Source organism: Paenibacillus sp. FSL K6-2441 (assembly GCF_037964765.1).
Taxonomy (GTDB): Bacteria; Bacillota; Bacilli; order Paenibacillales; family Paenibacillaceae; genus Fontibacillus; species Fontibacillus phoenicis.
Genome location: NZ_CP150174.1, coordinates 1,781,334 through 1,805,838, shown reverse-complemented (window position 1 = coordinate 1,805,838; position 24,505 = coordinate 1,781,334). Strand labels below are relative to the sequence as shown.

Sequence of the window (24,505 nt, the reverse complement as noted above, 5' to 3'; positions counted from 1 at the left end):
GCGGGCATTTTTGGGGCATTAACGATTATTGCATGCCAAGTTTTTTCTTGTTCTCTTCATACTTAGTTTGCTGGAACGCTTGGACTTTGGCAAGCCCCAGATCTTCTTGCTTCTTGATGTAATCCGCCCAGATCTTATCGAATTCAGCCTCGGACGATGCCATCAACAGCTTCGGCAATGTTTTGCCGCGAAGATCCTTGATTTTGCTGAGGATGATGCCTTCTTCCGAGTTTGCCAGCGGATCAAGCAGGTCGAACTCGGATACGCTTATCGTTTTACCGCGAGTCCAGTCTTCCAATTGTTTGTACGGTTCTACCGATTCAGGCTGCCATTGTTGGATAATGTTCGTATCTTGCATCATCCAGAACGTGAAGGAGGAGCCATATTGCTTATCGAAAGCGGAACGATCCTTGTTCATGAGATCGAAGACTTCCGGTTTGAATTGATCTTTCCCGTCAATGGTATCGTAGCTGACGCCTTTTTCACCCAGATACAGGTCTTTCTGTCCTTCCTCACTCATCAGGTACGTCAGGAATTTGATCGCGCGAGCTTTATCCTTCACATCCTTAGAGATCAGGGTGACTGTCCAGCCGGAGATCGAAGGGCCGTTTAATGTAGGCGGATCCAGTTTGGAGTTAGCCGGACCGTCCACGGCGATGTAAATCTTGTTTGGATCTTGTTGATACAAGGTACCTTGTTGAGCTGCAAAATCGGTGCGTTGATACAGCATTGCGAAGTAACGGCCTTGCGCAATTTTTTCTTCCATTTGAGCGCGTTTGTCGATGAAGATGTCCTTCGCCAACAAGCCTTCTTCGTTGGCTTTACGCAGCGTTTTCAACCAAGTAATATATTCCGGATCCGTTTCGCGGTTGTACAGCTTGCCGTCTTTCTCTCTCGGAATCGCCAGGAAGTTCTGCAAATATCCTTCCAGGGAGTCGTTGCCGGAAGCCGTGAACTCATGCAAGCCAAGCGGAATCAGCGGCTGGCCATTCACTTCAGGGAATTTCTCTTGAGCCGCTTTCAGAGCGGCGATGAAGCCTTCCGGAGTCCGCATGTCCGGGCTGCCGATCGCTTCATAGATATCTTTACGTACGACAAACGTTTGGTTGGATACATATTTGTCGCCGTATTTCTCATAGTCTTTCGGAGACGAGGAAGAGTTCGGATAACCGTATACGTTCCCGTCTGGCTGCGTGTACCAGCCCAGTTTATCCGGGTCGGCCACCTTGAAGAAGTAAGGATCGTATTGTTCAGCCAATTTGTTCAGTGGCTCCACAAGTCCGCCCTCGATCATTTTCTTCACGCCGTCTTCCCACCAGCCCAGCGTAATGAAATCAGGCAGCTTGCCGGAAGCGATCAGCGTGTTCAGCTTCTCGTTCTCATTCCCGGCAGGGACGATGAAGTTGATGTTAACCCCGGTTTTCTTCGTGACGTATTGGGAGGTTGGATCAACGCCCCATTTATTCGGGAACCAAGCAAAGTTCAGGTACCAATCGAAGGTGATGGGGGACGTATCGGATTTCCATCCCGGTTCGTCTGCCGATGGTGTTGCAGCCGGATCGGTGGTGTCCTGCGTGCTGGTATTGTTGCTGTTAGTAGCAGCGTTGTTAGCGCTTTCTTTGCTGTTATTGCTGTTGCCTCCGCAAGCAGCCAGGGACAGGACCATGATGGCCGCCATCAGCAGCATCATCACTTTTTTGGACTTTCTTTTCATGCCCATGCTTTTTACCCCTTTTCTCATTTGATGTGATTCCATTTATGTGCAACTCCAGAGCCGCCGTAATGCGGCACGGAGGAGTTACCAACTGTGAGATGGCGAATTCGCCAAAGACGGTCTCTTAACCTTTGATCGAACCAATCATCATCCCTTTAACGAAGTAGCGTTGCAGGAACGGATAGGCAAATACGATTGGCAAGGTTGTCACGACCATTGTCGCCAACTTGATCGATTGGGAAGTGACCGTTTTGGTTATCGCACTGCCCTGCACCGCTGTCGTCATGATATTGGAGCTGGACTGGGCCACAACCCGGTACAGGAATGTCTGAATCGGCTGCAGGTTCTCGTTGTTGACATAGATGATCCCCGTAAAATAGTCATTCCACTGATACACCCCGTGGAACAAGGCGATGGTGGCGAGAACAGGCAGCGATACCGGCAGCACGACCCGCAGGAAGACGGTCCAATCATTCGCTCCGTCGATCCGGGCTGCTTCCTCCAGGCCATCGGGAATCTCCCGGAAGAAGGTCATGAAGATGATCAAGTCGAAGAAGCTGAACAACACGGGAATGATATAAACGATAAACTTATCGAGCATATGCAGATCGCGAATGAGCAGGAAGGTTGGAATCAGCCCTCCGGAGAAGATCATCGTGATCGTTCCCATCAAGATATAGAACTTTCCTGCAATCAGGTCTCTGCGAGAGAAAGCGTACGCGACCATCGCGGTAAAGAAGACGTGTGCTATAACCCCAATGACGGTCTTGGCAACCGTGAGTCCCATCGCCGTCATGATGCCGGGATTATCAAAGACCGCTTCGAAGTTCTCAAAGCTGAACTTCCGCGGCCACCAATAAATGCCGCCAAGCATCGCGTCCTTCCCGTCGTTAAAAGCGTTCACCAACACGTACCAAATCGGATATAGCGTGACAAAACATACGACGAGCATGACCAAATTGTTAACTGTATCGAAAACGACATCGCCTTTGGTTCTGCGGCGTAATGAAAACATAAGCAGGTCCCCCTTGGCCTAAAACAACGAAGTGTCGTTGAGTTTTTTGGTTACTTGGTTCGCAATCAGCAGCAGGGCAAGTGCAATCACAGATTTGAACAAATTGATTGCTGTTGAGTACGAATAACGGCCAGAGGATATCCCCGTGTAATAGACATAATAATCGATTACATTACTTGCACTATCGTTCAGTGAGTTACGCAACACCAGAATTTGATCAAAGTTGGAGTTCAGCACACCGCTGACAGCCAGGATGAACAAAATACTGATGGTCGCTTTGATAGCTGGAAGCGTCACATACCACATTTGCTGAAAACGCCCAGCTCCGTCAATGGTTGCCGCTTCGTACATCTCGGGCGAAATGCTCGTAATGGCCGCCAAATAGATAATTGCTGACCATCCCAGCTCCTTCCAGACATCCGAGGTGATGACGATCGTCCAGAAGTACTTCGGCTCCGCCAAGAAGGAGATCGGCTTATCGATAATATGCAAAGCCATAAAGATCTCGTTAATAATCCCTACATCCGACAACCAGGTTGCCAGGATCCCGCCGAGCACAACCCAAGACAGGAAGTGAGGCAGGTAGGAGATCGTTTGGATCGCTTTCTTGTACCGGAGCGAGCGAACTTCGTTCAGGAACAAGGCGAAGATAATCGGCAACGGAAAAGTGAGCAGCTTCAGGAAACTGATCCCCAGCGTATTTTTGATCACATAGCCGAAATTTTCATCGGACAGAAACTCTTTGAAATGTTCCAAACCGACCCATGGAGCTTCTGCAATCGTTCGAATAATGTCGTAGTCCTTAAAAGCGATAATGACACCGTACATTGGAATATAGTTGAAGATGATCATCCAAGCGATGCCGAGCAAAGCCATAATTTGAATATGCCTTTGCGAGTAAAGTTTCTTCAGCCATTTCCGCCTTGACGAGGGCGGCGTTTCTATCTCTTGCATGGCTGCGGGTTGCGTCGACGGCTGCATATCCATCCCCTCTGACCTCCAAGCTGTTCTAGTCTATTAATGTAAGCACTTTCACCTATCTGTATCTATTGTACTTGGGATCGGATCGTAGGGATATGCTCCAGATTTCGTCTCGGTGTATTCGTTTTTCGGCTAAAAATGAAAACCCGTACTTTTCGGTACGGGTTTTCAATGCTTACTTAATAATCAGCTCTTTTGGCTGAACATCGTACGGCTCTCTTTTCCCTAGAAGCACGTCCAGCAATCCCTCATGGGTGGCCTTGATTTCCTGCACAAAAGCTTCATAGGGCCGGTGGCAGACATCCACGATCCCGATTTGGTAGTTCTCCCCGTCGAATCGGCCAAGCGTCGCTTGATCATTCAGAATAAAATAATGCGTACCGACCAAATGCTTCTGACTCGCCGCAAACTCCGTGTAATACCGGTAGGCTTTGCCGCGATCCGCCTGGGTATAGACGCCCTTCAAGCCGGGGCTTAGCAGCCCGACGTCCGGGGCCCCAAAGTGGAACTCCCCGATCATCACCGGCTTCCCGGTCTGTTCATAAATGTACCTGATATCCGCCTCATCCGGTCTGAACTTGTAGCAGTTATAGGTATAAACATCAAAATATTCGCTCCCTTCCAGCACCAGCTCCGACGATATCCAGGCGTACCGGATGCCGAGGTTCAAATGATTCGGGTCTACCCGCTTTAAAGCTTCAGCTGGAACTCGAATAAACTCATGCGCCATCCTGCGGGAAAATTCCAATAGATCCGCATCGGCCGCATCAGTAAATTGATCATAATGAAGTTGCCGGACCCCGCCGAAATCGGCGAGCTCCATCGCCCATGCCTCGCTCAGCGCCTGGGGATCTTCTTGATATTTGTGCTCAAGGTAATGAATCAGCTCCTCCTTGCTGGCAAAAGCATGCGCGCTGCGAAACATTTCCCGCGCCAGGTTCACCCGGTCCCCAAACGCCCAATGCGGTTCGTTGGACATAAAATATCCGATCAGGCAGCGATCTTCCTTAAACGGTTTCAGCTGCGCGGCATACCGCTCCGAGGCCTCCCGGTATTCCTCGCTGAACACATCCGGGAAATCCCGGTACACGGGCACTTCTGTCATCGGAAACTCGGCCAGCGGGATTACATAGGGCAGCTTCGCCCATTGGGCAAAGTTCAGATCCGACCAGTTTCCGATCGTATTAAATCCCCAATCGATTAGCCGGGAGCGGGTCATTTGGCTCCAAGCCTCATCATAATTCTCGCCGAAGGCCCGAATCAAATTGCTGACGGCATAACTATAATATCGCTCCCCCTTCCGCCCCCCTCTCGTTTCGAACGCAGGGCGGAAAGGCCCCTCCTCATCCGGGAGCCACTCGAAACAAGGCTCGATACCGTCGATCCGTCCCGTTTCCCCGGGAGCGACTACATCCAGCCCTTTGCTGTAAAAAGCATACCCGTCCGGGTCCACCAGCCAAGATCTGCCGTCATGCTGCACCACCCGAAAGTATCCCGTCGGTTCAAAGGAAATGGATTTGTACCCTCCGTACACACTATATTCCGGTCCAAAATCCGCTGCCGGACCGGCTTCGGCTTCCTTCCGCAAATATTGAACCAATTCGTCCGCCGAACCCGTTTTGCCGCTCCAGTCCTTCATCTTCAGCTGTCCCAGCTCATCGACGATCGGTTCCACTTCTGCTCCTAGGCTGCAATCGGGCTTCTCGTCCGCCAGATACAAATCATGCAAGATCAAGGAACGATTCGTATAGAAGGGCAGAAAAATCATCTCGAAATGCTGGGCTTGCTCCGGCTCCAAGGCGGCTCCCTGCAGGAACGACTTCAGTTTGCCTGGCGTTCGTTCCAGATAGATGCTTTGGGCATCTAGATGTACGAGATCAAAATAAGTACGAATCCGAATTTGGGGCAAGAAGCCGGTCATGCAATACAAATCCGGCACACCCTGCTCCGAACCGGGGTCACGCTTGGAGAATCCCAGCACCATTTGAAACTCCGTGATCGATTGAACCGTCAGCTCCATCACCAGGTACTGGCCTTTCTTGAACCGCAGGCCGGCAAAATGGAGTCTTCCCCCATCGGGGGAGATTTCGATGACACGCCCGCCTTCTGGAAGCGATTTCAATTTAATGCCGCCGCTTACGTTCACCTGTGTAGGTCTCATGTCTACAGTCGCTCCTTCGGAATGGTCAATTCTTAGAAATTATACGACATTCCGAAGCGCTTCCTGCGATTTTCCGAAATTGCGTAACCTCTTCCGAAATTAGGAGACCTCTTTCATAAAGAAAACAAGTGAACGATCCAGTTCATCATGGAACGGGATCGTTCGCCTGCCAATGGCATAGAGATTGCTGCCGAAATCAACATGGCCAAAGCATCCGGCTCCAAAGTACTTGTAAGGAATGTCGATTTAAGCTCCGGCACCAGCTCGGCGTAATCTGCCATCATTCGATGGTAGCGAACTCAGCGGACCGATGCAACGATGATCATGACCTTCTCCCCTTCCGAAACTCCCGAGGGCCGGACCGAGTATGTCCCCACGGCTGCTGGAACAATGGCAGTTTCGGCATAATGAACATCGAAAGGAGGAAAAGCATCGGTTTTGCTGTAGATCGTAATTTGCCCTCCTTCAACTAGGTTCAGCACCTGTACGCTGTCCTTGCAGGCGATCTCTACCTCCTGCGAAAAGGTGTAACGGAAGGTCTCGATAAATTGCCGCACATGCAGGCCGGTTCGCTCCACTTTAAGGTGTTCGTTTTCCTCCAGCACTTTCCCCTGTTGAATGAGATTCTCCTTGACCCAAGCGGTGTCCCAATCCCATTGGATATTCTTTAACCCATGCTCCAAATGGGTAGGACGAGGGAGACCATCCAAGCCTACACGTCCCCAATCCCAAAGCTTAAAGGTAAAAATATAAGGGGTCGCGCTAATCTCCAGCACCATCGTGTCCTTGCCTGAGCAGTGGATCGTACCTGCAGGAATAAGCAAATGATCATGCTTTTTGACCGGGATTTTGTTGACATACTCCTCTGCCGGAAAGGGCGCCTCTCCACTTTTCGCGCGGTACAGATCGCTCGCCATGCGTTCGCTGTCCACATTTTCTTTGAGTCCCAAATATACGTAAGCCTCTCCGTTTTCAGCTGCATCCAAAATATAATAGCTCTCATCTTGGGTATAGTGCATGCCAAAGGTCTGTTGGATGTATTCGGTCAGCGGATGTACCTGAAGAGACAAGTTCCCGCCCCCCATTGTGTCCAGCAAATCAAAGCGGATCGGGAATTCCGCCCCGAATCGGGCGTGTACTCGCTCACCCAGCAAAGGACGGGGGCAGAACAGCACCAGGTCCATCGCCGGAATCTCCAAGGTGACCTGCCCGAAGCGAAACTGAAGGCTATTCTCTTCGGGTACCCCGTCAAAACTCCAGGCATAGTTCGGCGGTCCGTCGGGGAGGCCAAAATTCTCCCGCATCCACTGCCCGCCCCATACCCCCGGATCAAAATATGGCTTTAGACGGAACGGTCGCGAAGCCGCCGATTGAAGAGCGGCACGAAAGGCGTTCCCGGTAACCATGTTGGGCTGCCCCGGCGTGGTGGTTTCTATCAGATAGTCCAAACTTCCCAGCAACTTGGCTTTATGCCGGTCCGCCATGCGCCATTCGACAAAGAAGCCGCGTTTGTATTTTTCCAGAATGGGCGCATCGGGATTGTCGGCTAGCCAGTTCGTCATTCCCCGGCGATAGCGCAACTGGATTTCCCAACGGGGCAAATCGAGGTATACGAGCAAATCTCCTTTGGTGACGAGCGACGCGCCGGTTCCATAGAGAAAGATTGGCCCATCGGATCGTTCAATTTCTGTCCGCAATGCATCCAGAGAGGCGGGGTCAAAGCAATAATCCAACTTGCCGTAAAACATCACACCAAAAACCGGATCCGGCGGAAGGCTGGGGGCAAAGAGCTGTTCTAGCTGCTCCTGCGGCAACAGGCAGGTTTCGCAGTCCACCATCCGCGCTGGAGACAAAAGCGCCAGCTCCCTAGCCACTTCTTCTTTGTCCGTGCCTGGATAACAATCAAAAACGAATATACGGCATTGATCCATTTGCCGCCTCAGCTCTTCCCGGATGGCTTCCCATCCCGAAAAAGCATGGTCATCCCAGCCCGGGATGTCCAATACCGGCTCCAAGTCATAATTGCGGTATTTCGTGTTGTTCATATCTAAGTGCTCCTCAACGATTAGATGTAGAATGCGAGCAAGCCCTCGTTATAAGCCTCGCAAAGGCGCATCGCTGCTTCGGTTGTCTGTTTTTCCTGGCTGGACAGTGTAAAAGCAAATTCATAAAAGCCGCCCAAGTCAACCTTGAAGTTGGTCTCCCAGTAGTTGTTCATGACCCAGGCAAAGGTTTCCCCTCGGTTCAGCTCCCAATTGTTGCCGTCGCATAGCTGGATCGGTTTTGCTTCCAGGGGGCCAAACGTCAGCAAAGGCGTGTCTTTGACAGCGACCAGAACCTGCCGTTCGCCAGCTTCCATCACCAATCCGTTTTGGATCAGATAGAATTCCATATTACTGCCGGGCAGCTGATCAATGCCCGGACGAAGGATGCAGCCGGTTTTGTCCACATACTTCACCTCATCGTCGCCCGCCGTAAATGGCAGTGACACATAAAGGTTTTCCGGCTCCCACACGCTATCCTTGTGGATGCGCACCATCGCTTCGATTTTATTGATCTCCCGGTACAGCTTCAGGAACACCTTGTAGAACCGCGTGCCCTCCAGGCTGTAGTCGAGCTGCAGCGAGACAAACAACGGCCCGCTCTCAACAATTTGGATATCGGTCAGGTGAGCTTCATACCGTCTCGTTGCCGGGGATTTACGGTTGCGTCCCATTCGCCGGCGTTCCTCCGTCGGGGAGGTGCGGATATCGGTCACCTCGTAGATTCCGCTAAACGGGGCGTAGATCGCGTCCTGCCGGACCAGATTTTTTCCGGTCTTCCGATCGATGATCGAGGTAATCCCCCGCTTTTGATCAAACTCCACCCGGTAGAACGCCGTCTCCACGCAGGCCACATCCTCGCGCAACACCCCAGGCTGCAGCACATCTTCAACCCCCTCCGCGCCAATATGGGCATGGCTCTGGGAGGTGCCATTCGGATAGCGACCAGTCGCACGAACCCCGACGTTGCGTTCCTCCTTGGGCTGCACCTTAAGAGGGATTTCGATTTCGTAGGCCCGGGCGATACGCTTCACCTGATGCGGGATCACCTCATTTGTTGCCAAATCAAACACTTCGATGGGAACATCCAGGCTGTAGTTCAACCCATCAACATACTCCCAAAACTCGATATAGATTTTGGCGGTCGTCTCCAGCGGAATGTCGTGGGGATTGATAATTCGATAGTGCTGCGGCCGGTCTTGCCGGATGGCCACCTCCCCTTTTTTCGCTAAAATCCGGTCCAGATTATCCGCTACCTCAGTGTTGCCATTGATCGCGTAAGCAGATTTTTTGTGCTCCAGTTCCCCAACCAGAGTTTCCCAAGGTTCCGACACGGAGGAGGAATAACCCCAGGTGTGCTCGCTGTAGAGGATCAGATTTTCCGCCGCTTTCTGCATCAACCCCGCATCCCCCAGAGTGGAATCGGGATCCAGCTTTTTGCAGAGATCGTACTTGCGTTGCCCCTCCCGATACACCTTGACAACCGCCGGTGTGGAGCCCACGCCATCCGCCCACCAATCGTTCCAATCCCCCTGGTACACCGGAATGTCCTTCCATTCTGCTTCCAGACGATCGAAAAATTGGTCCAGAGTAACCATCCGTACTTCCAAGGTTCCGGCGTACTTCCGGTTCAGCAAGTCAACCCGTTCGGCAATCTTGACGTTTGGCGGGGCATTGTCCGTGATCGCGCCCGAAACCATGAAGGGCACAAAATCGCCTGGATACCCCTCGGCCTCCAGATTTTGCAGATAGCGCTCCAGCCGTTCATCGAGAATGGCTAACTCCGTTTGCTCCGTATCCTCGGGGCTGGTCGTAAAGAGCTGATTGCCTCTCATTTTCTTGCTGATTTCATCGAAAATCATATAAGTCGAAGCTGCGTGCGGCGAAAAGCAAAGCTCATTTCCAAAGTGGTAATGCTCTCCGTTCCAAACCAGCACCTTCTTCCCAGACGGCCCTTGCCAGTAGAACGGGGTCTGTTTTTTATAAAGAGGGAACATTCCGTGATGGGGATGCAGACAGGAAAACAGGCGTTCCACGCCGCACTCCTGCAGCACATCCGCATATCCCCAGGCAAACCCGTTGATATCGGCGCTCATTCCGCTGCGGATGGGATAACCGATCTGCTCGCCATACTTCTTCGCTTGAATCGTACAATCGTAGAGAATATCTCGACTAACCAGCTCGGTTAAATTTAAATAGTTGCCTGAAAGGCCAATCCGTCCTTCCCGCACATATTTTTCAAAGTCCGTAATATAGTCCGAAGGCGCATGGTCATAGAAGTTTTTGACCTGCCAATGGTTTTCACACTGCCACACAAAGCCTTGGCGAGCTTCATTGCCGGTGCGATCAATCTCTCTCAGAATATCCACGGCCTGTTTAATAAAATCGCAATGATAATGGATAATTTTATCCTGCCGCTCGGTGTAGCCAATATCGGTGTGTGAGTGATGAATGAGGAAGACTTTCCATTTTTTCGATAGTTTCATAAAGCCACTCCGTTCATTTAGGATTACTTGCTCTGGTAAGCATAGCCAGCCTCAAAATGTTTGTTCAGCAAGAAAAATAACAGCAGCGTAGGAATCGATGCTACCACGCAGGCCATAAGAATCACCGGTACATTCGCTTTGTCCATTAATGAAATCGCAGCCATCACTGGACGAATCTCCCGGGATTTCGTGAAGGTCAGACCAAACATGAGCTCATTCCACACCCAATTGAACTGGGTAAGGAAGATAACAGCCAACGGGGCGGTAGACATGGGGACAAAGATATGCCCTAAAATTTGCAGGCTGTTGCAACCATCGATTTTTGCCGATTCACAAATTTCCTTCGATATGCCAAGAAAATAATTCCGGAGCACAAACATGCAGAAAGGCACGCAGATTGCCGTATAGAACAAAATCATCCCCAATTGGGTATCGTACAGCTTGGTGGCCGTCAGTCCCTTGTAAACCGGAATCAAATAGATCTGGAACGGGAAGATCGTTCCACTGTAGATAAATAGGAACCAGAACATCGGCCGTTTGATCTTGAGATGGGAAATGGCATAGGCGGCCAGGATGGCGATGAGGACGGCTGCCCCCGCCGAAACAGAAGCATATAGGAGACTGTTGACCATCCCCTTCACCATGCCGAAGGCGCCGGCAATTCCCTTTAGATTTTCGGCCAGGCTTATTCCCTTCGGCAGATCCCAGAAGTTCCCCAGATTATATTCCTGCTTCTTCTTGAACATCCCGATGATGGCGAACAAAGCCGGGAATATCCAAAAAATCGATAGAATGATCAGCACCGAATTTACGGCGATTCTTCCTTGGCTTACTTTTTTCATAGGATGGGCTCTCCTTTCACGCTTCCTCAGGCCGTCCGGTCGGTGTCTCCGAAGGAGTTGCGGATATTAAAATAGGAGACGATCAAGATCATGATGGTGAGCACCACAGCCACTGCCGCACCGACACCGAATTTACCGTGGATAAAGGACTCCTGATACATCGTCAACGCCAAGGTTTCGGAAGTTCGGTAAGGCCCGCCTTTTGTCATGACCCAGATCGAGTCAAACACCTTAAAGCTGTTCACCAAAGACATCAGCAACACCACCATCGTGGTAGGCTGGAGAAGCGGGAAAATCACCTTGGTGTAAAGCTGAATCGTCCGCGCGCCTTCGATCTTGGCAGCCTCAATAGGGGAAGCGGGAATGGTGGTCAGCCCGGTAATGAATAGAATGGTGTTCAAGCCAACGCCCTGCCACGTTCCCATCAAAATCATGATGAAGGTATTGACATAAGGGATGGCTAGCCAATCGCGAACCCAGCTCTTAAATCCCAGTAAGCCAAACAGCTGAGGAATGCCGTATTTCGAGAGAATGGCCACCATGATAATGCCCCCGATGGTGCTCGACAGTGCCGTGGGATAGTAGAAAATATTTTTAAACCCGCCAACCCAGGAACTGTTCTTAATAAAAACGGCCAACAGCAGCGGCAGCGCTAAGGTAAACACAAGGGAAAACACAACCCAGATGACCGTGTTCATAAAAGAAATTTTGAAGTTCACATCCTGAAACAGATGGCGATAGTTTTCTATGCCCACAAACCGCATAGCGGAAAATCCGTCATATTCATAGAAGCTAAGACGAACTGTGTACACTATGGATGTGGCAAAGAAGACAGCAACCAGCAAAACCGCCGGCAGCAGATAAAGATAATTCGTCCAAGCGAAGCTGCTTTTCTTCAAAGGAACCCCCTCACTCCTTCGTAATTTAACCGAATACTTCATCCGCCTTAGCCTGGATGGTATTCAGCACATCGTCAATATACGCGCCGCTGTACATAAAGCGAGAGAGCTCATCAATGGCCGTATTGCGTAGATCCTCGGGAGTATTTTCATAGAAGCGAAGCAGGAGCTGGTACTTGGAAGAATCTCCGGTCATATCCAAAATGCGCTGAATGGTTTGATTTTCCACGGATATCGTACTAATGTTGGCAATGCCGTGGTCGTTGACCATCACCATTTGGGTACCCGGTTTGTAGAAGCTGCGCAGAGCGGTGAGAGCCTGTTCTTTGGAGGAGCTAGCCTCGGTCACGACAATTGGCGAAGCTTCAAAGAAGATCGTCCCCTTGCCACCCCTCATGCTAGGCAGGATAAAGGCATCAATATGGGTTCCGGGCTCCATGCCGTAATCGTTCTGTAAACCAGTAACGGTTGGGCTATCCTCCAACATCATCGCAACGACGCCTGTCGCAAATTCTTTATGGAGATCGCTGTAGACAATGGGTTCTCCAAAATAACCTTTATTAAACATGTCTCTCCAGATCGCCATTACTTCCTTCACAGCCTCATCCGTATAGGGCTTGGTGCCATTGCAAATATCGATATACAGCTGAGGATCGTAAGCTGCAATTAATTGCTGGAACCAGATGAAGCTAGCCCAGGAGTCGTTCTTCAAGCCAATCGGGGTGACGCCGCTGGCCTTGATCTTCTCGCAGGCCTCTAGAAACTCTTCGAATGTCGTAGGAACTGCCACGCCGGCAGCCTCAAATACTTTCACATTATAGAGTACGGACATGTAGCGGAGACTGTAAGGAGCAGCGTAGACCTTGCCGCCCACCGTGAAAGCTTCCTTAATATCTGCGGAAACACCGTCAGCGATGTAGTGATCCCATTCCGCAGACAGATCTGCCAGCTTGCCGTTTTTGGCCAGCGTTTCCAATTGCGGACCGCTCCACCAGGTGAACAAGCCTGGAGCACCGGGGTCATCGATCGTTTGTTGGATAGAGGTCTGATAGGCGGCTACATCAGGGTAATTGGTGAACTCTATCTCGATCCCCGAATCCTTCTTCCAGGCTTCAGACAAACGAGCCGCTTTTTCCGCATCGCCCAGTTTATCCAGCCAAAACTCTACTTTTCCGCCAGTCTGAGTAGGTGTATTCTCGGATTTAGCTGTATTTCCGGTGTTTCCAGAGGTGTTATCGGAGGCGTTCCCTCCACCACATGCTGCAAGGATTCCCGTCATTAGGAACATGGTAAGAAATAAGGACATCATTTTTTTGCCAGACATCGATTTATCCTCCCCTTGTTTGATCTGTACAATGACCCCGCGGCACGATGTGCATCAAGCGGGTTTGTAGACTAAACGCGTTTGATTCCTTGCTTTACTGCCGTTGCCTGATACCCGTGCAAGTAAGCTGCGCCAATGAGTCCGGCATCATTGTTTAGTTTGGCAATCGTAATTTGTGGCAGCGGAACTTGCTTGCAGTACACCCCCTTTTTTACATGGGCAAGAATGGGCTGCAACAGATAGTCGCCTTCGCTGCTAATTCCACCCCCGATTACAATCATCTCAGGCTGAAACATATTAATGATGTCGATAATCCCCTCTGACACAAAAAAGTAGTATCTGTCCAGCAGCTTTAAGGCTGCGGGATCGTTTTGTCTGGCGGTATCAAAAATGTTCTTCCCGTTAAATTGCCCGGAGCGCCTCTTCACCTCGGCCAGAAGGGAATGCGGAAATTGCGCTGCCATCTCCTCAGCCATACGAACCAGTGCCGTGATGGAGGCGTAGGATTCCCAGCAGCCTCGTCGCCCGCAGGTGCACGACACCCCCCCGGACACGATGACCATATGCCCGATCGCATTTGCCGCCGAATTAAATCCGCTATGAATTCGTCCGCCAAGGATAATCCCCCCGCCAACCCCGGTGCCAAGCGTGACGGTAACCGATGAGCTTGTTCCTTGGGACGCTCCGCAGAGATACTCGCCCAATGCAGCGCAATTGGCATCGTTGTCGATATAGACTTCCTTGGGTACATAGTTCTGCAGCGTTTTTACAAGCGGTACATGCTCCCAGGCAATATTGTTGGAGTAAATCACTTCTCCCTTTTGCTGATCCAAAATTCCCGGGCAGCCAAGGCCAATCGCCTCAACCTCATCGAGTCGGATTCCAGCTAGGTCCAGAACAGAATAAATGGAATCCGCGATATCACGCAGCACCTCCGTATAGGGCCGTCCCCCCCTTGTATCAAAGCTTACTTTTGAAAGAATGGTCTTATCCTCTCCTACCAGCGCACAAGATACCTTCGTGCCGCCAATATCCACTCCTATCCGCATAACAAAATCCATCACTCCATTCGTATCCCCGCAGGTTATAGGCAGATTGCTTGATGAACTCGGTTCCGAAACCTTAAAGAGGCTGCGATTTCATACGGGAATAGCAAATAGTAAATATCTCTTACTAATTGGATTATAAAATCGCTTTCAACGGGATGTCAATACAAAATCAGAAATTTTAAAACATAATATTTTCTTCGTTATAGCGCATATTTTAAAATCCAACCGCAATTAATAATCCACGTTTACTATTTGTCCTCTCGGATGCGATATAAACTGCAGAAGTGTTGAGAAAACTGCTATAGCACGAACCTCACATAACTGTGATATAATACGAGTAATATACTTTGAAATTGTAAAGGAATACCTATTCTTACATATGGAGATGGCATCAATGCGGGGCGTAAATCATCAGAACATGATCGAAACGAATAAGTTTCTCATCTTAAAGACCATTGCCACATGTGGTCCAATATCCAGAATCGAGCTGAGCAAAAAAACTCAGCTAAGCAAAATGACCATCACTTCGCTGATTGCTGATTTTTTGGAGGAGGGAATCGTCCGCGAATGCGGGACTAGCGCTTCAACCTCGGGACGGCGCCCAACCTTGTTGGAAGTCGTCCCCGACAGTTTGCTGACGCTAGGCATCAGCGTAGGCCGGGATTATTTGCAAGTGGGAATTATCAATCTGACCGGCGCGATTGTTCTTCACAATCAGGTTCCGATCGGGCAATTTACGACCGAGGACAGCTTTATCAGCGGCTTGCTGGCCATGTGCGAGGTCATCCTCCAAAATGTCCCCATCGAGAAGGTCTGGGGCATTGGGATTGCGAGTATTGGCCCCATCAATATGACGGAAGGCGTCATCATCGATCCGCCTGATTTTAATATCGACATCATTCATATCGTTCCCCGGTTGAAGGAACGTTGGAATCTTCCCGTTTATATTGAAAACGATATGGCCGTATCCGCCTTGGCGGAGATGTATTATGGAGGCGGGAAGCAGTATAACAACTTCGTGTATGTGGGGGTCACGGCCGGGATCGGCGGAGGAGTGATCCTCAATCAACGCTTGTATAGCGGCACGAATGGATTGGCTTCGATTATTGGTCATATGATTGTGCAAACCGATGGGGAGTTATGCGCATGCGGGCAGCGCGGTTGTCTGGAGGCCATGAGCAGCGTCCGCGCTACCCTCCATTGGGCGCATCAGAATGGCGCGCCGCACGACTTAGATTGGATGCAGCTGCTCATCAAGGCAGAAACTGGCGATGCGATCTGTTCCGCCGCATTGGAGCGAATGAATCATTATCTTCTGAGCGGCCTGATCAACATCGTGAACCTATATGATCCGGAGTGTATTTTTATCGGAGGTGACCTGTGGTTTGCTAAAGACCAACTGTTTCAGCATTTTGAGCAGGAGGTTAATGCCCGCATCATCGCTGCAGGCAACCGCCGTAAGGTCCAGATCGCACGTTCAAAGTTCCCTGGAAATGCGTTTTTTATCGGTAACGCCGCCCTTGTCATGGAAAATAACCTCGAGTACCGTAGAGTCAATAGAAACGGATGATGTTACACCCTCTACCGCTCTCTCATACCGCAAAAAAACGCAAAGCGACGGCTTTGCGTTTTTTGTATATCCCCCCCTTGACTTTCCACTGCGATGGAGAGTTTATAATGGGTTCACGATCATTTCGTTAAGATGAGAAAGGAATATGAGGATGTTCAAGATCAGCGAATTCTCCAAGTTGAGTCAAGTTCCTGTCAAAACGTTACGCTTCTACGATCAGCTTGATTTGCTGAAGCCTGCTTATAAGGACCAGCAAAGCGGCTATCGCTATTATACAAGCGAGCAATTGCTTGTCCTGCATCGGATCTTGGCGTTGAAATGAGAGGGATGTTTCGACTCAAACAAGCAGAAGTGCAGTCCTTGATCGAGTCTGAAGTCAATCGATTAAGACGGATCGAGGCCAGACTGGAACAGATCGAACGAGGCGGAACACCTCATCATGAGATCTTGGTGAAAAAGGTGGAGCCTTTAAGGGTCGTATCCGTGAAAGAAACGACGAGCAGAGCAAACATCCCTTGTTTGTTTGAGGAGATTGTTTTAAGACCAAAGTGCTCCCGGAAGTGACCGTTGCTTCGGTTAAGCATCGGAGCCGTCCGGATACAGATACGCCGGTTAGCGTTGATCTGGGTTCCTGGATTGAGAAAAATGGCTACGAAATCAGTCCGGAACTTCCCAGTGGATCGGCGTGATGAAACAGATTCAGCCTCTGCCCCGACCAGAAGGCATGTCATTAAAAGGGCAGCTACGAATCTTTAATGTTGACCACTGCTAAGGTCGCTATAATGGAAATGCCGTATACTCCTATATCGGAAATGTACTGAATGCAATACCTGTGCAACCAATTTTAAACTAACTCTCAACCCTTCAAAGGAGAAAGTCCATGTTTAAAGAATCTAGAACTATTGTTAAATGGACACTTATCTTTGTTTTTTTCTTATTAGTCATTGCCTGTAGCAAGAACAATGAAGTTTTGAAAGGGATTGTACACACGGTAGATGAAGAGAATAAAAAAATTTTAGTAATTTCACACTTAAAAAAGGAAGACCTGAGCAAGAATTACAAAGAAGTATTGGAATCCAATGAGTATTCTCAAGCCATCTGGGTAAATAAAATTACACCTTCAAAATATAAAAAAGGTGATGAGGTTACAGTGTTCTTTGAAGTAAGTGATGATTCATTTCCAGCACAAGTTACCGCTAAAAAAATTACAAAAGACAAAAATTAGGCAATGGCAGATACAACATCCATTGAATCAAACAATCACAAAAAAGTCCGTGAAGCTGTCGCTTCACGGACGGATTACGAGATTTATTATTTCGCGTACTTATTCCTGATCAAAATAAACGATTTTCCCCGTTTCCGCGGATTGATAGACCGCCTCCAAGATCTGAGACACGATCATCGCTTCCCTTGGTTTCACCAGAGGGTCGGTGTCGTTGACGATGCTGTGAATCCATTGTTTGGCTTCATACTCGAAATCGGTCAACTTCTCCCCGCGGAACAGTTCTCTTGCGTTTGGGTCCACGTCGATTTCATTCACGAACAAGCTTCCGTCTCTTTCGCCGTTGATCCGCAGTTTACGGTTATTAAAGTCCGCCCCGCCCTTCGTGCCGCACAGCAGGTTGCCTCCGCCGTCTGCAATATTCAGGGCCCAGCTCGTTTCAATAATCACCGTAGCCCCATTTTTGAATTTCACGTAGCCAAATGCGGAGTCTTCGACTTCGAACTCATTGGGATCCCAGGAGCCCCATTCGTTTGCGGCATTTTCGGTGTATTTCAGCTTATAGAACACACTGCCGACGACGCTTTCCGGTTCGTAGTTATCCATCAACCAGAGGATCAGATCCAGGGAATGGGTTCCGATATCGATCATCGGACCGCCTCCCTGCTTCTCTTTATCCAAGAACACGCCCCAGGTCGGCACGCCTCTTCTGCGGGTAGCCACCGCTTTGGCAAAATAGATGTCTCCCAGCTCGCCATTTTGGATCATCTTTTTGAGCAGTTGGCTCTTGGCGCTGGATCGGCTCTGGTAACCGACGGTGAGCTTCTTGCCGGTTCGTAAGTGAGCCTCGTACATCGCTTTCGCCTCGGGACCGGTGACGGCCATGGGCTTCTCGCACATGACATGCTTGCCGCTTTCGAGCGCATCGATGGAGATCGAGGCATGAGAACTGTTGGGGGTTAACACATGTACAACCTCGATCTCTTCCATCGCCAGCAGATCCTTGTAATTCGTGAACACCTTGGCATCTGGCGTACCGAATTTTTGCGCGGCGGCCTCAGCTCTTTCCGGGATCAAGTCGCAGAAGGCCACCATCTGTACATTGTCCACCTTCGCTAAACTCGGCATATGCTTGTCATTCGCAATTAATCCGCAACCGATGATCCCAACCTTTACCGTTCTCATCCGTTTCCCCTCCTCCGCGCTATTTGAACTCCACCGTTCGGTTTTCCCTGTGGGCGATATAGGCTGCTTCCAGGAGCTCCGTCAATTTCGTTCCATCTTCCAGTCCGAACGGCATCGGCTTATCCTCAAGCAAGGCATCCGCCCATTGAATGATCGGAAGCGGCTGCGCTGCAGGGAGCTGTGTTGGCGTAATCCATCCGGAGAAGGGGGAATTGAACTTCTTCGAGATGACTTTCACGTTCGAATCCGAGATGATCAACGTGCCTTCCGTGCCGTAAATTTCAAGCGCAGAAGGAGTCCGATAGGTGATTAGGCTAGTTTCGACCAGAGCAACCGCATTGTTGGCAAACTCGATGGAGCATTGCGCATTATCTTCCACGGCGCGCTGGGTGAAGTAATGGAACATGGAGGTGATCCGTTTCGGCTTCCCTAAGTACCAGTTGGCGAGATACATCGGATGACAGCCTAAATCCATCATCGCTCCGCCACCGGCTTGCTTCTCATCATACCAGTACTCCGGAAGCCAATTGTTCAAAGCCCCGTCATGGCCGTTCCGAATACGCAGAAGCGTAACATCCCCTAGGATCCGGTCATCGATCAGCTGCTTCGCGAACAATTCTTGCGGTCTCGTGCGGGCAGGGAAGGAGATGCAGAACTTAACGCCAGCCTCACGTACCGCTGCCGAAATTCGATCGCATTCCTCCGTAGTCAGCGCCATCGCTTTCTCGGTGAAAATATGCTTGCCGGCCTGAGCAGCAGCCACCATGACGTCGGCGTGCATGCTCGTAGGAGCATCTACCACAACGCCATCCACATCTTCCCGCCGTAAAAGAGTGTCCAAATCCGCCTCAAAGTCCGCGTCTAAGCGGGCCGCCCATTCTCTGCCGCGTTCAGGTTGTTCGTCCCAGACCGCGGTGATCTTCACGTTCCCATGGGTTTGCAACTTTCTGGCATAATCCTCTGCATGCACATGCCATTTGCTTAACATCGCCACGTTTAACATCCTCGTTCCCTCCTTCATCTTCAGGATGAGTAGGGGTTAGAACCCTACATCATCCCGTTCTGCCGCTTTTTGCGCCACAAACTCTGCCATTTCCTCTACGCCCGCATCTCTAAATTTCTCTTGAACTTTATGCAGCATATTTAAGGCTTCTTCATCCGACGAGGCAAACAGTGCTTTCTTAAATTCATCATCAAAATTCAAGCTGCTGGTCTTATTGACGTATTCCTCATATTTTGGCCATTCTCTCGCGAGGTAGCTGGCGCTGACCTTGTCGATGATTTTGATCGGCATTCTGGCCGAGAAGCTCTCCTCCAGCTTTTGCCACTGCGTTTTTTGATCCTCTGGCGTTGGCCAAGTGACGGAATCGGAGAAAGCGCCAATGAATCGTCCCGGAAGGAAATTCAGCCCTGCGTCTCTCTTCAGATCCGGATTCTCATCAAATTGCTTCTTCACATCCGGAATCCATTGCGGAATCCCGTTTTCCAGCGTGTAGTGCGTGCCTTCAATGCCGTAGTAGGCAAGCAAACGTCCTTCCTCACTGTTCACATAATCAATGTAACGCAACGCCGCATCAGGATCTTTGATGTTCGCGCTTAAGAACAGGACGGGGAAGCCGGAACGTCCGGGTTTCTCGACTTGCGTCCGAATTTCTCCGCGCTTATTCTTCATCGGTCCAAGCAGCTCATATTGCATTTCCGGATTCGTCTTATACAGCGTCTTGGACAACTCCGCTAACATCGGTTGAGCTCCGAATACAGCGAGCTTGCCTGTCGTCAGCTTTTCGTTTGCGGTTGTGCTCGTATTACTGAAGGCTTCAAGGTCAAACAAACCTTCGTTTAACAACTTTCTCATGTAGAACAGCCGCTCTTCATGATCCTTGGATTGCGTCCAATGGATCAGCTTACCGCCTTCTTCACGGTAGTCCGAAATGTTGTAGTCTGACCAACCGGCAAGGAATTGGCCATAATCCCAGCCATTCCACATCGTACCTGCCGGAATGACCGGTTTGCCGGCAATATCCTTAAAGCCGCCGTCTCTGATTTTAACCAGCAAATCATACAGTTCTTCTTGCGTATCGATATCCTCGGCTTTGACATTTAACGCCTTCAGAATATCTCCCCGGGCATAAAGGCCATAGTTCCAGTTATGAATGCTCTCAGGGGTTCCGTCTGGAGTTTCTGTAGGAATGAGATAGGTTTTTCCTTCAAAATCCGGGCTATTCAGATCGAACTCGTTAAAATCCTTGGCGATCCCGGTTGTCACCAGTCTTTTTACATTCGGGTACTTATCCAGATAAGGTGTTAAGTCCAGAATCTGGCCTTCCATGGCCGCCTTCTTGATAACTTGTCCTTCTCCCCCGGTCGTCGACCAGAATGGGGCATTCACGATATCCGGAACTGTGCCGGAAGCGAAGATGGTGTTCAGTTTCTCTACTTCGCTGGTCGTGATCGATTCTAGTTTTAAAGTGACCCCGGTTTTTTCCCGGATTTTTTGAGCTACGGGATTATTCTCCTGATCTTGCGGGAAGGCGCCTCCGCCGCCATTCCAGGCGCTGAGGTACGTTAAGGTGACAGGCTTAAATTCTTCGGCACCCGTCTCATTCACGCTACCCGGTTCGTTCGAACCCGAGTTAACCGTGCTAGCCTCCTTATTCCCGCCTGACCCTGCGCATGCCGTCAGCAGTAAGGCGATCAGTGTGATGATAAAACCGCTCCTCAACCCGTTTTTGCTCATACGCTACTCCCCTTTCAATGAACATTTTTTATATAAAAGGCTTAGCCTTTTATACCAACTACTCCTTAAGCGAACCAACCAATACGCCTTTCACGAAATACTTCTGGAGAAATGGATACACACAAATGATCGGTGTGGTAATAATGATGACGAACGTCATCCGCAAGGCTTCCGGAGTCACTCCCCGCAGCTCCAGCTGGGATTCGGTCATGTTTTGAATCGCAGAACCGCTGTTCCCCGACGACGAGGTCATCGACTGGAAGGAAGCTTCACTGATCATTTTGTTCAGGAATGTCGCGGCAGGGTGTAATTTCTCATTTTGGATAAAAAACTGCCCGGTGAACCAGTCATTCCACACCCCTACCCCAACAAACAAGGCAATGGTCGCCAGCACCGGCATCGAGAGCGGCAGGATGATTCTGGCGAATACGGATAACTCGCTGGCACCATCGATCCGGGCCGACTCTGACAAAGCCTCAGGAATTCCGTCAAAGAAGGTTTTCATAATAATCGCGTTAAAGAAGCTGTAAAGGGAAGGCAGCACCAATACCCAAAACGTGTTGAGAATGTGGATTTGCCGGAACAGGATAAAGGTTGGGATCAAGCCCCCGCTGAACAGAGTGGTAAAGAAAAAGAAGAAGACGATATACTTTCGGCCCGGCAAGCCTTTCCGCGAAAGCGCATAAGCCAGCAAAGCCGTCAACAATACCGAGCCAACCGTAACGATAACGGTTCGGGTCACCGAAATATAAAACGAATTTAAGATCAATGGGTTGGTAAACGCTTTTGCATAGTTCTCTAACGTAAAGACTCTAGGAAAAAAATAGATTCCGCCCTTCATCGCGTCGTAGCCGTCATTAAACGAAAGGGCCAGGAAATAGATAAAGGGATACAGCGCCGTGGCGCAAAATATAAACAACACCGAATAGTTAAGCACCATATAGATTCGGTCCGCCGACGTCAGCCTTTTTGCCCCCATGCGCACAACCTCCTCATGCTTGCCGTTGGCTTATTACCATAGCGATACCTCGCTCACTTTTCTGGAGATATAATTGACAAGCACAATGAGCCCAAGTGAGATCGCTGATTTGAATAAACCGATGGCAGTGGAATAAGCTAATTGCCCTTGCTGGAGTCCTGTTTTAAGCACATAAGTGTCCAATATCTCCGACACGCTTAAAGTAGCCGGGGTTTGCATCAGCCAAATCTGGTCAAAGCCTGCGTTCAGAATGCCGCTGAGCGAGAAGATGAGCAGGATCGCGATCGTTGGCGTCAGGCTCGGAAGCGTAATTTTAAACAGCTTACTCCACCTTCCGGCCCCGTCGATTTCCGCAGCCTCATACAAATGCGGATCGATGTTCGTTAACGCAGCCAAATAAATGATCGATCCCCAACCGACCCCTTTCCAGATGTCGGATATGACGACCAGCGGATAGAACAATTCCGGCTTACCCATAAAGAAGATCGGTTCCAACCCCATTTGATACCGGATGTCATTAATCAGCCCAACGTTCGGGGACAGGATTTTTTGCAGCAAAGTCACGACAACAACCCACGAAACGAAGTGCGGCAAATAAGAAATCGTTTGGAACACTCTCTTGAGCCTCCGGTGCATCACCGCATTGAGCATCAAGGCCAGGATCAACGGCGCTGGAAATCCGAAAATCAGTTTGAGCGCGCTGATGGACAAGGTATTGCGGAGGACATCGTAAAAGCTGGAATCGTTTAAGAACTGTTCGAAATACTTAAAGCCAGCCCATGGGCTCCCCAATATGCCCAGATTGTATTTGAAATCTTTGAACGCTATTAAAATGCCGTACATCGGATAATAGGCAAAAATGAGATACCAAATGATCGCCGGAAGTAAAAACAAGTAGATGTGCCGGAAATACCAAATTTTGCGTAATTTACTGGATCCCATGCTGTGTTCACCTCCTAAAGCTTCGTTGGATGGATTCTAGTGACTTGTACTCCTAAGCTGCTAACTTTGCGATAGACTCCCCCCTTAGTTGCAAGCGTTTTCTTTTCTATGTGTTAATAATATTCGATATAAATGAATATATTCAATATGCTATAAGAAAAATTCCAAGATATTTTTTGTAAAAGTCACCTCTAAGGCTTAATATGTGTAAATTTCTAGGAATAAATTGGTTTATATATCCATTTTCGTGTAACATTCAATATGACATAATCAATATATGTAATAAGTTTTAAATGTAGAAAAAAGCCTAAGCTTGTCAGCTTAGGCTGAAGTAATTCCGATATACTCATAAGGTCATATGACCCGAGAGGTAGCCTCTATAGGATAGAGAATCGATTAAATGCCCATGCCTTCTATCAGCTCTCCCCAGTCAATTCCATCCGTCCATTTTAGCGCCGCCGGCGAGTCTTCGCTTGTCCAATCCAACACAAACGACGTTCCTTCGCAGCTCACATGGTGGTCTATCCCCCCATATATCTGGAGATAATATTGCTGTCCGTGAACGGTTACTTCGGTTAATAAGATGATGAAATCAGGTATATAAACGACTCTATACTCACGTCCGTTATATATCTCTTTTGATTCGCTTATATTTTGCCCATCAAAGTCGAATTTCGTTTTACTTATCGATATAGAGACGCCTCTCCCATTATCGTTTTTGTAGATCAATCCCAAGCCCTCGATATCTTCAGTCGTGATTTCAGATTTATATTTATAAACTTTGTTTAACTCTGTGCCATTGAAATCGTTGGTCTCAGTATTGGGAAACGTTAAGCTGACAACGGCGGAGCCAAAAGCATATTCACCAATCTTCGCAGGCAACATCAAGCCCACCACAGCTTGTTCCGCAGAACTTTTATCAGTGAATGTTTCATTCGATCCAATCACCAGCAGCGGCTGTTCATCCGGACCTATCAGCTTGTATTCTCCCAATCGCAAACTCTCACGCTCTTTTTCAGCTTGTTCTAGCAGCTCACTCATGGTTGCCTGTTGTTCAGACGTGAGTGGAGAGATTTGCGATTGAACAGTTTGATCACCATGAACAAACTCAGGAGAATCCCCTTGTTCCAGAATAAAATTGGATAAGACCTCGACATATTGATCAAGCAGCTTTAAAATCGAGATGATCCGGGGTATCGTCAGTTGTATGGAAACCTTGGATATTTTCCTGTGTAATGGTGACTGCTTCAAAACCAGATTCCAAAAATGACAGATGATCACTCCCACCATAGGTTCCTTCGGTTGTTGACGATATCCCTCGTTTCGTCATGTAAGTGTTTAAAGCGGAAATCAAAGG

Annotated in this window: 19 protein-coding genes; 3 read left to right on the top strand and 16 right to left on the bottom strand. The window is 49.3% G+C overall.

What is annotated here, in order from left to right:
• Positions 1–25: 25 nt before the first annotated feature.
• From NSQ80_RS08045 to NSQ80_RS08000, 10 genes are all read right to left on the bottom strand, one after another.
• Positions 26–1,720, bottom strand: coding sequence for an extracellular solute-binding protein (locus tag NSQ80_RS08045; protein ID WP_323076336.1), 1,695 nt, complete (start codon positions 1,718–1,720; stop codon positions 26–28).
• A gap of 118 nt (positions 1,721–1,838) precedes the next feature.
• Positions 1,839–2,729, bottom strand: coding sequence for a carbohydrate ABC transporter permease (locus NSQ80_RS08040; RefSeq protein ID WP_339302016.1), 891 nt, complete (start codon positions 2,727–2,729; stop codon positions 1,839–1,841).
• Between the two features lie 18 nt (positions 2,730–2,747).
• Positions 2,748–3,710: an ABC transporter permease subunit gene (locus tag NSQ80_RS08035; protein ID WP_323079055.1), complete on the bottom strand. Its 963-nt coding sequence runs from the start codon at positions 3,708–3,710 to the stop codon at positions 2,748–2,750.
• Positions 3,711–3,885: 175 nt separating this feature from the next.
• Entirely contained in the window at positions 3,886–5,871 is a 1,986-nt protein-coding gene (locus NSQ80_RS08030; RefSeq protein WP_323076334.1) for a hypothetical protein, read from the bottom strand.
• Between the two features lie 299 nt (positions 5,872–6,170).
• A complete protein-coding gene (locus NSQ80_RS08025) occupies positions 6,171–7,916 on the bottom strand; it encodes a class I mannose-6-phosphate isomerase (RefSeq protein ID WP_323076332.1) in 1,746 nt (581 codons plus the stop codon).
• Between the two features lie 20 nt (positions 7,917–7,936).
• The gene (locus NSQ80_RS08020; RefSeq protein ID WP_323076330.1) at positions 7,937–10,399 is read right to left on the bottom strand and encodes a glycosyl hydrolase; all 2,463 of its coding nucleotides are present in this window, start codon (positions 10,397–10,399) and stop codon (positions 7,937–7,939) included.
• Between the two features lie 23 nt (positions 10,400–10,422).
• Positions 10,423–11,241: a carbohydrate ABC transporter permease gene (locus tag NSQ80_RS08015; protein ID WP_323076329.1), complete on the bottom strand. Its 819-nt coding sequence runs from the start codon at positions 11,239–11,241 to the stop codon at positions 10,423–10,425.
• Between the two features lie 26 nt (positions 11,242–11,267).
• Entirely contained in the window at positions 11,268–12,140 is an 873-nt protein-coding gene (locus NSQ80_RS08010) for a sugar ABC transporter permease (RefSeq protein ID WP_339302015.1), read from the bottom strand.
• A gap of 25 nt (positions 12,141–12,165) precedes the next feature.
• Complete coding sequence (locus NSQ80_RS08005; RefSeq protein WP_339302014.1) at positions 12,166–13,464, bottom strand: extracellular solute-binding protein; 1,299 nt, start codon at positions 13,462–13,464, stop codon at positions 12,166–12,168.
• Between the two features lie 71 nt (positions 13,465–13,535).
• On the bottom strand, positions 13,536–14,513 hold the full coding sequence (locus NSQ80_RS08000; RefSeq protein ID WP_323076325.1) for an ROK family protein: 978 nt from the start codon (positions 14,511–14,513) through the stop codon (positions 13,536–13,538).
• A gap of 394 nt (positions 14,514–14,907) precedes the next feature.
• Between NSQ80_RS08000 and NSQ80_RS07995 the strand changes: the two genes are divergently transcribed.
• From NSQ80_RS07995 to NSQ80_RS07985, 3 genes are all read left to right on the top strand, one after another.
• Positions 14,908–16,083, top strand: a complete 1,176-nt coding sequence (locus NSQ80_RS07995; protein ID WP_339302013.1) for an ROK family transcriptional regulator — start codon at positions 14,908–14,910, stop codon at positions 16,081–16,083.
• A gap of 151 nt (positions 16,084–16,234) precedes the next feature.
• Entirely contained in the window at positions 16,235–16,405 is a 171-nt protein-coding gene (locus NSQ80_RS07990) for a MerR family transcriptional regulator (RefSeq protein WP_339302012.1), read from the top strand.
• A 558-nt stretch (positions 16,406–16,963) separates the two neighbouring features.
• Entirely contained in the window at positions 16,964–17,308 is a 345-nt protein-coding gene (locus NSQ80_RS07985; protein ID WP_323076319.1) for a DUF3221 domain-containing protein, read from the top strand.
• Between the two features lie 99 nt (positions 17,309–17,407).
• Here the strand turns inward: NSQ80_RS07985 and NSQ80_RS07980 are convergent, their stop codons facing one another.
• From NSQ80_RS07980 to NSQ80_RS07955, 6 genes are all read right to left on the bottom strand, one after another.
• Positions 17,408–18,490, bottom strand: a complete 1,083-nt coding sequence (locus NSQ80_RS07980; RefSeq protein ID WP_339302011.1) for a Gfo/Idh/MocA family oxidoreductase — start codon at positions 18,488–18,490, stop codon at positions 17,408–17,410.
• A gap of 19 nt (positions 18,491–18,509) precedes the next feature.
• Positions 18,510–19,493, bottom strand: coding sequence for a Gfo/Idh/MocA family oxidoreductase (locus tag NSQ80_RS07975; protein ID WP_260071307.1), 984 nt, complete (start codon positions 19,491–19,493; stop codon positions 18,510–18,512).
• A 36-nt stretch (positions 19,494–19,529) separates the two neighbouring features.
• Positions 19,530–21,227 carry an extracellular solute-binding protein gene (locus NSQ80_RS07970; protein WP_260071308.1) on the bottom strand — a complete coding sequence of 566 codons (1,698 nt, stop codon included), beginning with the start codon at positions 21,225–21,227 and terminating at the stop codon, positions 19,530–19,532.
• Between the two features lie 58 nt (positions 21,228–21,285).
• Positions 21,286–22,206, bottom strand: a complete 921-nt coding sequence (locus NSQ80_RS07965) for a carbohydrate ABC transporter permease (protein ID WP_260071309.1) — start codon at positions 22,204–22,206, stop codon at positions 21,286–21,288.
• A gap of 33 nt (positions 22,207–22,239) precedes the next feature.
• Positions 22,240–23,148 carry an ABC transporter permease subunit gene (locus tag NSQ80_RS07960; RefSeq protein WP_323076311.1) on the bottom strand — a complete coding sequence of 303 codons (909 nt, stop codon included), beginning with the start codon at positions 23,146–23,148 and terminating at the stop codon, positions 22,240–22,242.
• Positions 23,149–23,544: 396 nt separating this feature from the next.
• Entirely contained in the window at positions 23,545–24,435 is an 891-nt protein-coding gene (locus tag NSQ80_RS07955) for a hypothetical protein (protein WP_339302010.1), read from the bottom strand.
• Positions 24,436–24,505 lie beyond the last annotated feature (70 nt).

Coding starts and splice junctions, on each gene's coding strand:
- NSQ80_RS07980 (WP_339302011.1), bottom strand. CDS start 18,490: ATGAGAACGGTAAAGGTTGGGATCATCGGTTGCGGATTAATTGCGAAT.
- NSQ80_RS07970 (WP_260071308.1), bottom strand. CDS start 21,227: ATGAGCAAAAACGGGTTGAGGAGCGGTTTTATCATCACACTGATCGCC.
- NSQ80_RS08020 (WP_323076330.1), bottom strand. CDS start 10,399: ATGAAACTATCGAAAAAATGGAAAGTCTTCCTCATTCATCACTCACAC.
- NSQ80_RS07965 (WP_260071309.1), bottom strand. CDS start 22,206: ATGGGGGCAAAAAGGCTGACGTCGGCGGACCGAATCTATATGGTGCTT.
- NSQ80_RS08040 (WP_339302016.1), bottom strand. CDS start 2,729: ATGTTTTCATTACGCCGCAGAACCAAAGGCGATGTCGTTTTCGATACA.
- NSQ80_RS08005 (WP_339302014.1), bottom strand. CDS start 13,464: ATGTCTGGCAAAAAAATGATGTCCTTATTTCTTACCATGTTCCTAATG.
- NSQ80_RS07990 (WP_339302012.1), top strand. CDS start 16,235: ATGTTCAAGATCAGCGAATTCTCCAAGTTGAGTCAAGTTCCTGTCAAA.
- NSQ80_RS07960 (WP_323076311.1), bottom strand. CDS start 23,148: ATGGGATCCAGTAAATTACGCAAAATTTGGTATTTCCGGCACATCTAC.
- NSQ80_RS08030 (WP_323076334.1), bottom strand. CDS start 5,871: ATGAGACCTACACAGGTGAACGTAAGCGGCGGCATTAAATTGAAATCG.
- NSQ80_RS08000 (WP_323076325.1), bottom strand. CDS start 14,513: ATGCGGATAGGAGTGGATATTGGCGGCACGAAGGTATCTTGTGCGCTG.
- NSQ80_RS08035 (WP_323079055.1), bottom strand. CDS start 3,710: ATGCAGCCGTCGACGCAACCCGCAGCCATGCAAGAGATAGAAACGCCG.
- NSQ80_RS07995 (WP_339302013.1), top strand. CDS start 14,908: ATGCGGGGCGTAAATCATCAGAACATGATCGAAACGAATAAGTTTCTC.
- NSQ80_RS07985 (WP_323076319.1), top strand. CDS start 16,964: ATGTTTAAAGAATCTAGAACTATTGTTAAATGGACACTTATCTTTGTT.
- NSQ80_RS08025 (WP_323076332.1), bottom strand. CDS start 7,916: ATGAACAACACGAAATACCGCAATTATGACTTGGAGCCGGTATTGGAC.
- NSQ80_RS07975 (WP_260071307.1), bottom strand. CDS start 19,493: ATGTTAAACGTGGCGATGTTAAGCAAATGGCATGTGCATGCAGAGGAT.
- NSQ80_RS08015 (WP_323076329.1), bottom strand. CDS start 11,241: ATGAAAAAAGTAAGCCAAGGAAGAATCGCCGTAAATTCGGTGCTGATC.
- NSQ80_RS08045 (WP_323076336.1), bottom strand. CDS start 1,720: ATGGGCATGAAAAGAAAGTCCAAAAAAGTGATGATGCTGCTGATGGCG.